This window comes from Streptomyces xylophagus (assembly GCF_000716435.1).
GTDB lineage: Bacteria > Actinomycetota > Actinomycetes > Streptomycetales > Streptomycetaceae > Streptomyces > Streptomyces xylophagus.
In genome coordinates this window covers 84,967-97,271 of record NZ_JNWO01000028.1, presented here as the reverse complement: position 1 = coordinate 97,271, position 12,305 = coordinate 84,967, and the positions used below count along the sequence as shown (strand labels likewise).

Genomic DNA, 12,305 nt, shown 5'->3' with positions numbered 1-12,305 from the left:
CCTCCCACCCATGCGCGGCCCCCTCAAGGCAGTCCGAGCGATCACCCGGCTCCGCGAGGCCGGCGGCAGCCACCCCGCAGTCGCCCCGGTCCTGAATGCCTGGACATCGCTCCCCGCCTGGGCCCGCGCGGAGGCCCCCCAGCCCGACACCACCACCCTCTGCCACGGCGACCTGCACCTCGGCCAACTCGTCCGCCACCCGGCCCCCGACGGCCCTTGGCTGCTGATCGACGTGGACGACCTCGGCGTAGGAGCCCCCGGATGGGACCTCGCCCGGCCCGCCGCCTGGTATGCCTGCGGGCTGCTCCCGCCCGACGAGTGGACCCGCTTCCTGGCCGCGTACCGCACGGCGGGCGGCCCGGCCGTTCCCGCGGACGGCGACCCCTGGCCCGCCCTGGACGTCCCGGCCCGCGCCCTCACCGTGCAGACCGCGGCCCTCGCGATCGTCAAGGCGGTCACGGCGGACCGCCCGCTCGACGAGGTGGAGCGGGCGGTCGTGGACGCCTGTGCCCGAATGGGTTCCGTCCCGCCCGAGTTGGCGCCCGGATTCGCGAAGTAGGCTGCAACCGACCGGGGTCGGACGGAGTCTGTCCTGGGGAAACACCAAGATGTACCGACGGGCGAGGAGTTGAGCCGAGCATGCAGTGTCCGAAGTGCCATGCGCCGATGCACACGTACAACCGCAACGGTGTCCAGATCGAGCAGTGCAGCAACTGCCGGGGGATCTTTCTCGACTACGGCGAGCTCGAGGCGCTGACCCGCGTGGAGTCCCAGTGGCAGCAGCCCGCCCCGCCGCCCCCGGGCCCGCAGGCCTACCCCGCCCCGCCCGCGCCCGCCTGGGGCGCCCCGCACGGCGGCGGTCACGGCGGTGGCCACTACGGCGGCCACGGCTCCCACCACCGCCACAAGAGCTTCGGTCACATGCTGTTCTCCAGCTGACCGGCACCCGGCACCACGAAGAAGCCCCCGGACGCGGAGAGCGCCGGGGGCTTCGGTGTGTGGACGATACTGGGATTGAACCAGTGACCTCTTCCGTGTCAGGGAAGCGCTCTCCCGCTGAGCTAATCGTCCTCGGGACCACGATCCGCAGACCGTGGGCGGTGCGTGCGCGATACTGGGATTGAACCAGTGACCTCTTCCGTGTCAGGGAAGCGCTCTCCCGCTGAGCTAATCGCGCGGGGATCCTTGCGGACCAGTGGACGATACTGGGATTGAACCAGTGACCTCTTCCGTGTCAGGGAAGCGCTCTCCCGCTGAGCTAATCGTCCTTGGAGGTGGAGACGGGATTTGAACCCGTGTAGACGGCTTTGCAGGCCGTTGCCTCGCCTCTCGGCCACTCCACCAGGAGCGTAGGGGTTCGGGAAGATCCCCCACTTCCTGCGAGCGGACGACCAGGTTCGAACTGGCGACCTCAACCTTGGCAAGGTTGCGCTCTACCAACTGAGCTACGTCCGCTTGTCGTTTCCGCTCGGCTTGCGCGTCGCGGCGACGAGTTGAACTCTAGCGGATTCCGGGGCCAGTACAAAAACGCGTTTGTGCAGCGTGCTGGCCTGCGACTACGGGAACACATGGTCAGGGCAGCCGTGGGGACACGGCCGGGCAACCTGTGAGACACCCGCCATAGACTCGACGGCGTGTCCCGCCTCGTCCCTCTCGCCCGTTTCGGCGACCGTCTCGCCACCGGTCTCCTCGATGTCACCAGCGATCCCGCGGCCCTGGACTCCACCGGCTTCTGGGCGGTCGCGGCCGACTTCGAGGGCCGTCTGACCTGCGCGCGCTTCCGCGACGTACGACACGAACCGGTCCCGGCACCCGTCCCCGGCGCCTGGCACGGCCCCGCGACCGACGCCTGGACCTCCTCCCTCGACCGGGCCGCCTACACCGCCGGCGTCCGCCGCATCCGGGAGCACATCGCGGCCGGCGAGGTCTACCAGGCCAACCTGTGCCGCGTCCTGTCCGCCCCGGTCGCCCCCGACGCCGACGTGGACGCCCTCACCGCCCTGCTCGCGCGCGGCAACCCGGCGCCGTACGCAGGAACGATCCGGCTGCCCGGCCACGGTGTGGAGATAGCCACCGCATCACCCGAACTCTTCCTGCGCCGCACCGGCCGGGTCGTCGAGTCGGGCCCGATAAAGGGCACCGGGCGGACGGAGGCGGACCTGCTGGAGAAGGACTACGCCGAGAACGTGATGATCGTGGACCTGGTCCGCAACGACCTCGGCCGGGTGTGTGCCACGGGGAGCGTGACCGTGCCGGACCTGTGCGTCGTGGAGAAGCATCCGGGGCTGGTCCACCTCGTGTCGACCGTCAGGGGTGAGCTGCCGGCGGATGCAGGCTGGCCGGAGCTGCTGGCCGCCGCGTTCCCGCCCGGGAGCGTCACCGGCGCCCCCAAGTCCAGTGCCCTGCGCATCATCGACGCCCTGGAGACCGCGCCCCGGGGCCCCTACTGCGGGGGCATCGGCTGGGTCGACGCCGACCGGGGAACCGGCGAACTGGCCGTCGGCATCCGTAGCTTCTGGATCGACCGCGCGGACGGCATGCTGCGCTTCGGTACCGGCGCGGGCATCACCTGGGGTTCGGACCCCGAGGGGGAGTGGCGGGAGACCGAGCTGAAGGCGTCACGGCTGCTCGCGGTAGCGTCGGGCGCGTACGAGGTGAGCGGAGGGGCTCTTTCATGAAGATCTGGCTCGACGGCGGGTTGCAGGACAGCGAGTCCGCCCGTGTCTCCGTCTTCGACCACGGACTGACCGTGGGCGACGGCATTTTCGAGACGGTGAAGGCGACGGACGGGAAGACGTTCGCGCTGACCCGCCATCTCGACCGGCTGACCCGCTCCGCGCGCGGCCTCGGGCTGCCCGACCCCGACCTGGACGAGGTCCGCCGCGGCTGCGCGGCCGTCCTCGACGCCAACCCGATGCCGCTCGGCCGGCTGCGCATCACGTACACCGGCGGCCACGGCCCTCTCGGCTCCGACCGCGGCGAACACGGACCCACCCTCGTGATCGCCCTCGGCGAGTCGAACCGCCGCCCCGACTCCACGGCCGCCGTCACGGTCCCCTGGACGCGCAACGAACGCGGCGCCCTCACAGGCCTCAAGACGACTTCCTACGCCGAGAACGTCGTCGCCCTCGCCCGCGCCCACCAACACGGCGCCTCCGAGGCCCTGTTCGCCAACACGGTCGGCCAACTCTGCGAGGGCACCGGGTCGAATGTCTTCGTCGTCCTGGACGGCGAGATCCACACCCCGCCTATCACCTCCGGCTGTCTCGCCGGCATCACCCGCGCCCTGACCGTCGAATGGACCGGCGCCAAGGAGACCGACCTGCCGCTGGACGTCCTGGAGCGCGCAGACGAGGTGTTCCTCACGTCGTCCCTGCGGGACGTACAGGCCGTGCACCTGGTCGACGAGCGTCAACTCCCGGGCGTGGCCGGGCCGGTGACCGCCAAGGCCATGCGTGTGTTCGACGAGCGGTCGGCCGACGACCTTGATCCGTAAGAGCCTCATTTAAGAGGCTGACCTGGGGCTCCAGGTCGGGTAGAACACAGGTGATGACCACGACCCTGCGGCCGACCGAGCCGCTTCAGCAGGAAGCCGACGGGACGCGTTCACGCCGTTACCAGGTGTGTGTGAACAGCCGTCCCGTCGGCGCGATACACCTCGGCACGAGTCCGCTCTTCGGCGACTCGGTGGCCCAGATCCTCGACCTGCGCATCGACGAGCAGGACCGCCGGCGCGGCCGTGGCACAGTGGCCGCGCTCGCCGCCGAGGAGGTGGTGCGCGGCTGGGGCTGCGAGCGGATCGAGGCATCCGTGCCCGCGGCGGCGGAGGCGGCCCTCAAGGTGGTGACCGCCCTCGGATACGTCGTCCGCAACCGCCACCTGGAGAAGCCCCTCGGCGACACCGCGCCCGAACTGCCCGCGGGGAGCCGGGGGAGGCCCATGACGCGGGAGGAGCTCGACCCCTGGCTCGAGCGCGGCACGGAGGGCTTCATCCAGAGCTGGACCGAGCGCGGTGTGCCCGAGGCCGAGGCCCGGACCAGGGCGCTGGAGGGCAACGCCACCCTGCTGCCCGACGGAATGGCCACCGCGGGGATGCTCTTCAGCGTCCTGGAGCACGAGGGCACCGAGGTGGGCACGCTCTGGGCGGGCCCACGCGACGGCAGGGCCTTCGTCTACGACGTCGAATCCGACGCGCGCCACCGGGGCAAGGGCCACGGCCGCACCCTGATGCTCCTGGCCGAGGCACAGGGCATCGCGGCCGGTCTGTCGACCATCAGGCTGAACGTCTTCGCGGGCAACACCCCCGCCGAGCGCCTCTACGAGTCACTCGGCTACGAGACGGCCACCTATCACCTGTACAAGAGCCTGCTCTGAGACGTGCCTCGCGGCTCACTCGCCCTCGGCGAGCAGCCGGTCGGCGATCTCCTCGATCCGGGCGCGGAGCCCTTCCTGGCTCTTGCTGCCGTCGAGCAGCTCGCCGCCGATGACGTACGTCGGGGTGCCGGTCACGCCGATGGCCTTGCCCTCGGCCTGGTCGGCGTCGACGATCAGGATGTGCCGGCCGTCGATCAGGGCGGTGTCGAACTCCTCGGCGTCCAGACCGAGTTCACCGGCCACCTGGACCAGGAAGGGTTCTCCCTTACGGTCCAGCTCCTCGACCCGGCCGAGCACGGCCTCGACGTAGTCCCAGCCGCGCCCCTCTTCCACGGCCTCCTCGGCGGCCTGCGCGGCGGCGAAGGCGTGCTTGTGTTTCTCCACCGGGAAATGCCGCAGCCGGGGCTCCAGCCGGTCGCCGTAGCGGGCCCGCAGGGCGCGCACATCGTCCAGGGCGGTGCGGCAGTCCGGGCACTGCAGCTCGCACCAGACGTCGAGGACGGGGGTGCGCACGGAGGAGAGGTCACTCATGCGACCAGTCTCCCAGCCCCGGCTGCGCAGCCCCAACCGGGATCACCCACTGCGGGCGTACGACGCCGACCGGCACCTGGGGAGGACGCGACCCGGAGATGTCCCTGATGTCGTACCGGGGCATGGCATCCCGGGGACCGGACGGTGCAGGATGGAAGGGACGAAGTACGACCTGCCGGACTGGACGTGCGACCTGCTGGACCGGAAGCGCGGACCCGCCCGACCGCACGTGTCCGGCCGGAGCGACCGAGCCGACCGAACTCGCCTGACCGAGACCTGCCCGACGGACCTGCCTGGAGGACCGGATGATTGCCGAGACCGTCTGTTCCGCCGCCTCCGCGGCCGGCTTGGGCATCGCGGCGGTCACCGCGTACCGCAAGCGTTTTCTCTCCGCAGCCCGTATCGCCGCCTATTCGCTGGTGCCGGTCGGCCTGGTGATGACGGGGGTCGTCGGCTGGGCGGCCGACACCGCGTTCAGCCCTACGGCCTGGGCGGGCTTCGTCGTGCTGGGCGGCGCCTGGCTGCTGTTCACCGGTACCCGAGCGGTGGAGCGCCGCCGCGGTGGCACCCGTGCGGAGCGCCGGGCGGCCCGTGGCTCCGGTCAGTCGGACGCGGTGGCTCCGGCAGCCTCGGCCCCCTCGCTGGGTCCGGCGAAACGTCCTGCGACCCGGCCGGCGGCAGCGCCCCGCGCCCAGAGCGGTGACGACTTCAGCGACATCGAGGCGATCCTCAAGAAGCACGGCATATGACGGTCGAACCGGACTGCGACTGAAACGACACAGAGTGAGCCGGGTCCGCCGGTAAGCGTTCAGGACTCGACGCGACCCGAAACGGACATCACGGAATTCGGCGAACTCCCTCTCTTATCGGGCGTGTTGATCGCGCCGAGGGTCTCCGCTGCGTCATCATCGCCGCGAGATGCTGGACACGACACAGAGCGACGCCGCGCCGCCGAAGGACGAGCCGCGCGGGTGCCTTTTCGCCCTTTCCCAGCCACCGCTGATGATCTTCCTTGCGGTGATCGGGTGTCTGCTGCTCATGGCCTCGCTGCACGACCTGCTGATGCTGTGAGCTGTACTCGTGGTCCCCGACGTCACCCGCCGGGGGCCACGAACTCATCGTTTCCTTCGCGCCGGGCGTCGTCAGCCCGCCGCCTCCTTGCGCCGCGCCCGGTACGCGGCCACGTGCAGCCTGTTTCCGCAGGTGCGGCTGTCGCAGTACCTGCGCGAGCGGTTCCGGGAGAGGTCGACGAAGGCACGTCGGCAGTCGGGGGCCTCGCAGCGGCGCAGCCGCTCCTGCTCGCCGGCCACCACGAAGTACGCGAGCGCCATCCCGCAGTCGGCGGCGAGATGGTCGGCGACCGAGGCACCGGGCGCGAAATAGTGCACGTGCCAGTCGTAGCCGTCGTGGTCCGTGAGTCGGGGTGTGGTGCCCGCGGCGGCGACCAGGTCGTTGATCAGCCCGGCGGCGGTCCGGGGGTCCTGGGTCGAGAAGACCGCGGTGAACCGCCCGCGGATCTTGCGCACGGCGGAGAGGTCGAACTCCGACAGCACCCCGACATCGCTGATCTCGTGGTTTCGTACGAAATCCGCGAGCAGCGCGACATCCTGCAGTCCGTCCGGCGCCGTGGCGTCCTCCGGTGCGGTGTTCACCAGATCGACCACGGTGTCGAGGGCGCACCGGGTGTCGTGGGTGATCAGCACGTTTCGCTCCCTGGCCTGGGGGTCGGGCGGGCGCCCGCCGATGCTGGCCGATGGTAGTGGCTTCCCGGAGGGCGGCCCCATGCATCTATGAACGGCATCGCGCCCCTAGCGGTTCCCCGGACCGACGAGGGAGTGCTCTCGGCCGGGATCACGGAGGGTCGCTCGGCCGGTGGCCGCACGCACCGGCGCCGCCCCCGCGACGAATCGCGGCGACGGCGCCGGTGTGTGCCCTATGCGGTTGTCCAGGCCCGAGCCGTCTCCCCGAGTTCGGACGGCGCCGGGTGGCTTGGTCGGGACCCTCGTTCTAGCTCTCCGCCAGGATGTGCGACAGCTCCTGATCCAGGTCGAAGTGCCGATGCTCCGTGCCAGGTGGCACGGCGGCGTCCGTCCGCTTCAGGAAGGACTCCAGGGCCCGCGCGGGAGCCTCCAGCAGGGCCTCGCCCTCGGGAGAGCTCAGTGCGATGCAGACGACGCCCTGACCGTGACTACGGGATGGCCAGACACGGACGTCGCCGGTACCGGTGGGCCGGTGGAGGCCCTCGGCGAGGAGGTCGCGGGCGAACACCCACTCGACGGTCTCCTCGGCTCCGGTGTGGAAGGTGGCGTGCACGGCGTAGGGGTCGGCCGTGTCGTACCTCAGGCCTGCGGGGACAGGCAGGGATGACTCGCTCGACACAACGAGGCGCAGGTGCAGCTCGCAGCTGACCGTGGTGTTCATAAGCGCCAGGGCCTTTCGCTCAGTGTGCGCTCGGGGATTCGCACGTCGGCGAAATCGACATGCCACCTACGGTGCCGTTGTAAACCCCTCTGAGTGTTTTGCGTGCCTTTACGTAACTCTTCCGGCCGAGGGCTCGATCGCTCGGTGCGGCCATTCCGGTGACTGGTTTCCCTCGGGTAGGGTTTGTCCGTATGAATACGGGGAGTGACGAGCCGGGTGAGGTTGTCGTGGCGCCGGACGGGGCGGCCGACGAGACGCCGGACGAGACGACAGAGGGCGGGGCGCAGGACGGGCAAGGGCTCGGTTCCAAGGCGCCGGAATTCATCAAGGCACGCCGTGCGCTGCATCTGAGCTGGCAGGTCGGCGTCTTCGTCATCGGCCTCGCGGTCGTGGTCGCCGGCATCATCATGCTGCCGCTGCCAGGACCCGGCTGGGTGGTGATCTTCGGCGGCATGGCGATCTGGGCGACCGAGTTCGTCTGGGCCCAGCTGGTGCTGCGCTGGACCAAACGCAAGGTCACCGAGGCGGCACAGCGCGCGCTCGACCCCGAGGTGCGCCGCCGCAACATCGTCCTGACCTCGATCGGCCTGGTGATCGTGATCGCCCTTGTCGGCGTCTACATCTGGAAGTTCGGCGTCGTGATGCCCTGGAAGATCAAGGACCAGTGACCCGCTGACGGCGCCCGGACGCCTCCCCGCGCTGGTCGGAGGCACCCGCTGACATGGGGTAATGTTCTCCGTGCGCCCGGGCGATTAGCTCAGTGGGAGAGCGCTTCGTTCACACCGAAGAGGTCACTGGTTCGAACCCAGTATCGCCCACCCGGACCGACGGCCCGCCTGTGATCACACAGGCGGGCCGTCGTCGTTCGACCGCCGGTGCGTGGGTTCAACTCCGCACCGCCCAGGCGTTTTTCGGCCGGTCGGCAGTTGAGCGCGGCAGGCCGCATCCTGTTCGGCCGACCGATCGCGGCCGCCTCACCTGCGGTGTCCGCCGCCCGGCCCGTGCCACGCGCCCGTCGTCGCCGTCGTAGCGCTCAGCCGGTCCACAAGAAATTCCTGTCCGAATCATTGACGCACCCCGAGGGCCTCCGTAACTTGTGCCAGCAAGCGCTTACTTGAAACGATTCATGCAGGTGGCAACGACGCTACGGGGAGGGCCCATCATGGGAACCGGCACGAATGTGGAGAGGCGTACGGTCCTGAAGGTCGCCGGAGTCTCGGCGGTCACGCTGGGGCTGACCGCGACGGGGTGCGGTGGGAGTGACGGGACGTCCGCGGACGGGACGGTGACGATCCGTTACTCGTGGTGGGGTGCCGAGGAGCGGGCGAAAAAGATCAATCAGTCCATCGCGCTCTTCGAGAAGAAGTATCCGAAGATCAAGGTGAAGACGGACTTTCAGGACTATCCCTCTTTCTGGGAGAAGTTCCAGACGCAGGCCGCGGGCGGAAATCCACCGGACGTATTCCAGAACGCCGTTGGATTTCTTCGGAAGTACGACAAGAGAGGCATCCTTCTCGATCTCAAGACGCAGATCGACGCGGGAAATCTGAGCCTCGATCACTTCCGCCCGGGCGTCACCTCGGTGGGCCAGGTCGACGGCAAGCAACTCGGTATTCCGGTCGGTTCGAACACCATGGCGCTGGTCATCGACAAGAAGGTCTACGAGAAGGCGGGCGTCGACCCCACGGCGGGCTGGACCTGGGACGAGTACTTCAAGGCACTCAAGACGATCTACGACAAGACCGAAGTCCCCGGGGACACGGGCTACTTCAGCATCATGTACCTGTACGACCTCTACCTCCGGCAGAACGGCAAGGCGTTCTTCACCAAGGACGGCCTCGGTTTCGAGGAGTCGGATCTGACGGAGTGGTGGACGGACGGGTACAGCCGGGTGAAGGCCGGGATCGTCACCTCCCCGAAGGTCGTCGCCCAGGACACCCCCAAGTCCTCGCTCTCGGCAGGACACGGCGCCTCGGAATTCACCTGGGACAACTTCACCGTCCGCTACACGGCGGAGGGCAGCAGCACCTACGGCCTCGCCCCGATCCCCACCACCGACGGCAAGGACACCGGCCAGTACCTCGCCTCCCTGATGCTGAGCGGCTCCGCGCGCACCAAGCACCCGAAGGAAGTCGCCCAGTTCATCAACTTCATGGTCCACGACCCCGCCGTCGGCAAGATCATGGGCTACGACCGGGGCATCCTCGCGACCACCGACCAGTACGACGCCTTCAAGCCGACCGACACGGTCCAGAAGGAGATCGCCCAGTACGAGGTGGACACCGCCAAGGCGGGTGTCCTCGGGACGATCACCCCGCACCCGTCCGGCGCCGACACCGCCGAGTCCGCCTTCCTCCGGATCGGCGGGGACATGGCGCTGGGCAAGACCAAGGTCGCCGACGCGGTGAAGCAGTTCTTCTCCGAGGCGCAGGCCGCCTTCTCCGCCTGATGGGAACCGCCGTGACGCTCGTCAAGGACGCTCCGCCCGCCGCCCGGAAGACCCGTTCCGCAGCCCCCGCCGACCGGAAGCGGCGGGGGCGCCGCGAGAACCTCGCCGGCTATCTCTTCATGTCCCCGTGGATCGCCGGCTTCCTGCTGCTGACCGCGGGCCCCATGGTCGCCTCCCTCTACTTCGCGTTCACCGACTACAACCTCTTCAACAGCCCGAAGTGGATCGGCTTCGACAACTTCACCCGGATGTTCGACGACCCCCGGTGGCAGAAGTCGGTAGAGGTGACGGCGAAGTACGTCGTCATCGGCACCCCGCTGAAGCTGCTCCTCGCCCTCGGCGTCGCCATGCTGCTCGCCCAGAGCCGCCGCGGCCAGGCCCTGTACCGGGCCGCCTTCTACGCCCCCTCGCTCATCGGCGCGAGCGTCTCGGTCGGCTTCGTCTGGCGGTCGCTGTTCTCCGACGGCGCCGTCGTGGACCGTACGCAGTCCCTCTTCGGCATGCACGTCGGCGGCTGGGTCGGCGACCCCGACTGGATCCTCTACTCGCTGGTCGCGCTCACCGTGTGGCAGTTCGGCGCACCGATGGTCATCTTCCTCGCCGGACTCAAGCAGGTGCCGAGGGAGCTGTACGAGGCGGCCGAGATGGACGGGGCCGGGCCCTTCCGCCGCTTCTGGAGCATCACGTTGCCGATGATCTCCCCGGTGCTGTTCTTCAACGTGCTGCTGGAGACCGTCCACTCCTTCCAGATCTTCGGCTCGGCGTACGTCGTCTCGAACTCCCAGTGCGGTCCGGCCGACGCCACGCTCGTCTACACCTGTTACCTCTACCAACAGGGCTTCAAGAACGCCCAGATGGGCTTCGCGTCCGCGATGGCCTGGATGCTGCTGCTCGCCGTGGCGCTCGTGACGGCCGTCCTCTTCTGGTCGCAGAAGAAGTGGGTGCACTACGAGGAGGACGTCCGATGAGCGTCACCACTGTCCCCAAGTCCCCAGGTCTGGGGCGCAAGCGCACCGGCTCCCTCGTCTGGCACCTCGGGGCGCTGGCCGTCCTCGCCGTCGTCCTCTACCCGGTCCTGTGGGTCATCGGCGCCTCGTTCAAGCCGAGCAAGGACGTCATCGGCAGCCTGCAACTCTTCCCCGGGCACCCGATCCTCGCCAACTTCAAGGGCCTGGCCAAGGGCATCGCCGACATCTCGATCTGGACCTTCTTCCAGAACTCCCTTTTCTACGCCCTCGGTTCGGTCCTCGGCATTCTCATCTCCTGCTCCCTGACGGCCTACGCCTTCGCCCGCATCCGGTTCGCCGGGCGGAATCTGCTGTTCTCCCTCATGATCGGCACGCTCCTGCTGCCGTACCACGTGCTGCTGATCCCGCAGTACGTGATGTTCCAGAAGCTCCAACTGGTCAACACCTACGTCCCGTTGCTGATCGGCAAGTACCTGGCGACCGAGGCCTTCTTCGTCTTCCTGATGGTGCAGTTCATGCGCAACCTGCCGAAGGAACTGGACGAGGCCGCCCGGCTCGACGGCTGCGGACATCTGCGCATCTACTGGTCGATCGTGCTGCCGCTGTGCCGGCCCGCGCTCATCACCAGCGCGATCTTCACCTTCATCAACGCCTGGAACGACTTCATGGGCCCGCTGATCTACCTCAACGAGCCCGGAAAATACACGGTTTCACTGGGTCTGATGATGTTCCGCGACTCCGACGGCGTGGCCGCGAACTACGGCGGCATGATCGCGATGTCACTCGTCGCGCTGCTGCCGGTGCTGCTGTTCTTCCTCGCATTCCAGCGGTACCTGATCGACGGCATGGCGACCTCCGGACTGAAGGGCTGAGACGGTGGCCGAGGCACGAGTGAAGGCACGCAGGGAGTCCGTCTTCGCCGAGCGGTTCGGGGTCTTCGCCGAATGTCTGCTCACCGGCGTGTGGATCGCTGTCGCGTCGGCGGGAGTTGTCACATATCCGGCCGCGTTCGCCGCCGGGGCGCGGCACTTGAGGCGTCGTACGGGCCATGTCGGCGGAGGCTGGCGGGAGTTCGTCGCGGACTTCCGGGCGGCCGGGCGTGGCGGGTGGGTCGTCGGGGTCGCCGGGTGGGGCGCGGGCGCCGCCGTGTGGGTGGACGTCCAGGCCGTGCGTGCCGGGCTGCCCGGTGGGCCGCTCGTCGGGGCTGTCGGTGTCTTCGCGCTGATCGGGGTCGTCGTCGCCGGGTTGCGCGCGGCGGCGGTCTGGGCGCCGGGGGACACCTGGCGGGCGCTGCTCGCCGCCGCCGGTCGCCGTACGGTGCTCGACCCCGCCGGTTCCTTCCTGCTCGTCGGCGGGCTGGTCCTCGTCGGCTGTTCCGCTCTGCTCATCGCACCGTTGGCGGTCCCCGTGCTGGGAGCCGTGGCCGCGGCGGCCGTCGCCGTGGAGGAGCGGTACCGGCACCGCTGACGGGCGGTGCCCTGCATCAGGTCGGCGCGCTCCAGGCGTCGCACCTCTATCTGTCATGCCCCTGACCAGACGGACTTGAAGAAAGCTTCCCGCAC

At 69.1% G+C, this 12,305-nt stretch carries 15 protein-coding genes and 6 tRNA genes; 13 read left to right on the top strand and 8 right to left on the bottom strand.

The features are described from left to right. Both OO70_RS41940 and OO70_RS41935 read left to right on the top strand, forming a co-directional pair. Positions 1–559: phosphotransferase family protein (locus tag OO70_RS41940; protein WP_043684074.1), on the top strand; the 559-nt coding region annotated here is incomplete at its 5' end. Between the two features lie 80 nt (positions 560–639). After that, on the top strand, positions 640–939 hold the full coding sequence (locus tag OO70_RS41935) for a TFIIB-type zinc ribbon-containing protein (RefSeq protein ID WP_043684060.1): 300 nt from the start codon (positions 640–642) through the stop codon (positions 937–939). A gap of 60 nt (positions 940–999) precedes the next feature. On the opposite strand, the gene OO70_RS41930 is transcribed toward OO70_RS41935, so the two are convergent. The 5 genes from OO70_RS41930 to OO70_RS41910 form a co-directional block, all read right to left on the bottom strand. Continuing rightward, a tRNA-Val gene (locus OO70_RS41930) sits at positions 1,000–1,071 on the bottom strand. 34 nt (positions 1,072–1,105) lie between these two features. Continuing rightward, a tRNA-Val gene (locus tag OO70_RS41925) sits at positions 1,106–1,177 on the bottom strand. 19 nt (positions 1,178–1,196) lie between these two features. Next, positions 1,197–1,268 (bottom strand) — tRNA-Val (locus OO70_RS41920). Position 1,269: 1 nt separating this feature from the next. Beyond that, positions 1,270–1,343: transfer RNA gene (locus tag OO70_RS41915), tRNA-Cys, on the bottom strand. A 39-nt stretch (positions 1,344–1,382) separates the two neighbouring features. Then, a tRNA-Gly gene (locus OO70_RS41910) sits at positions 1,383–1,455 on the bottom strand. 179 nt (positions 1,456–1,634) lie between these two features. Between OO70_RS41910 and OO70_RS41905 the strand changes: the two genes are divergently transcribed. From OO70_RS41905 to OO70_RS41895, 3 genes are read left to right on the top strand one after another with little or no spacing between them, the layout of a single operon-like run. Then, positions 1,635–2,678, top strand: a complete 1,044-nt coding sequence (locus OO70_RS41905) for a chorismate-binding protein (RefSeq protein WP_043684058.1) — start codon at positions 1,635–1,637, stop codon at positions 2,676–2,678. Further along, positions 2,675–3,496, top strand: coding sequence for an aminotransferase class IV (locus OO70_RS41900; RefSeq protein WP_043684055.1), 822 nt, complete (start codon positions 2,675–2,677; stop codon positions 3,494–3,496). The genes OO70_RS41905 and OO70_RS41900 overlap by 4 nt, the downstream gene beginning before the upstream one ends. Positions 3,497–3,549: 53 nt before the next feature. Next, positions 3,550–4,374, top strand: coding sequence for a GNAT family N-acetyltransferase (locus tag OO70_RS41895; protein WP_043684053.1), 825 nt, complete (start codon positions 3,550–3,552; stop codon positions 4,372–4,374). A 15-nt stretch (positions 4,375–4,389) separates the two neighbouring features. Here the strand turns inward: OO70_RS41895 and OO70_RS41890 are convergent, their stop codons facing one another. Next, positions 4,390–4,905 (bottom strand): DsbA family protein, encoded by a 516-nt coding sequence (locus OO70_RS41890; protein WP_043684051.1) that lies wholly within the window; start codon positions 4,903–4,905, stop codon positions 4,390–4,392. Between the two features lie 305 nt (positions 4,906–5,210). Between OO70_RS41890 and OO70_RS41885 the strand changes: the two genes are divergently transcribed. Continuing rightward, positions 5,211–5,654 (top strand): hypothetical protein, encoded by a 444-nt coding sequence (locus OO70_RS41885; protein ID WP_043684049.1) that lies wholly within the window; start codon positions 5,211–5,213, stop codon positions 5,652–5,654. Between the two features lie 169 nt (positions 5,655–5,823). Then, entirely contained in the window at positions 5,824–5,976 is a 153-nt protein-coding gene (locus tag OO70_RS55565; protein WP_019059824.1) for a hypothetical protein, read from the top strand. Positions 5,977–6,047: 71 nt separating this feature from the next. Here the strand turns inward: OO70_RS55565 and OO70_RS41880 are convergent, their stop codons facing one another. Next, on the bottom strand, positions 6,048–6,608 hold the full coding sequence (locus OO70_RS41880) for a CGNR zinc finger domain-containing protein (RefSeq protein ID WP_043684047.1): 561 nt from the start codon (positions 6,606–6,608) through the stop codon (positions 6,048–6,050). Between the two features lie 304 nt (positions 6,609–6,912). Then, complete coding sequence (locus OO70_RS41875; protein WP_004002642.1) at positions 6,913–7,326, bottom strand: SsgA family sporulation/cell division regulator; 414 nt, start codon at positions 7,324–7,326, stop codon at positions 6,913–6,915. A 191-nt stretch (positions 7,327–7,517) separates the two neighbouring features. Between OO70_RS41875 and OO70_RS41870 the strand changes: the two genes are divergently transcribed. The 6 genes from OO70_RS41870 (at position 7,518) to OO70_RS41845 (ending at position 12,210) form a co-directional block, all read left to right on the top strand. Beyond that, positions 7,518–7,994, top strand: a complete 477-nt coding sequence (locus OO70_RS41870) for a TIGR02611 family protein (protein ID WP_043684046.1) — start codon at positions 7,518–7,520, stop codon at positions 7,992–7,994. 78 nt (positions 7,995–8,072) lie between these two features. Next, positions 8,073–8,144 (top strand) — tRNA-Val (locus OO70_RS41865). 344 nt (positions 8,145–8,488) lie between these two features. After that, positions 8,489–9,775, top strand: coding sequence for an ABC transporter substrate-binding protein (locus OO70_RS41860; RefSeq protein WP_043684044.1), 1,287 nt, complete (start codon positions 8,489–8,491; stop codon positions 9,773–9,775). Beyond that, a complete protein-coding gene (locus tag OO70_RS41855; protein WP_199827508.1) occupies positions 9,775–10,743 on the top strand; it encodes a carbohydrate ABC transporter permease in 969 nt (322 codons plus the stop codon). Before OO70_RS41860 ends, OO70_RS41855 begins: the two co-directional genes overlap by 1 nt. Next, positions 10,740–11,615, top strand: a complete 876-nt coding sequence (locus OO70_RS41850; protein WP_043684042.1) for a carbohydrate ABC transporter permease — start codon at positions 10,740–10,742, stop codon at positions 11,613–11,615. The genes OO70_RS41855 and OO70_RS41850 overlap by 4 nt, the downstream gene beginning before the upstream one ends. Positions 11,616–11,619: 4 nt before the next feature. Next, on the top strand, positions 11,620–12,210 hold the full coding sequence (locus tag OO70_RS41845; protein ID WP_043684040.1) for a hypothetical protein: 591 nt from the start codon (positions 11,620–11,622) through the stop codon (positions 12,208–12,210). Positions 12,211–12,305 lie beyond the last annotated feature (95 nt).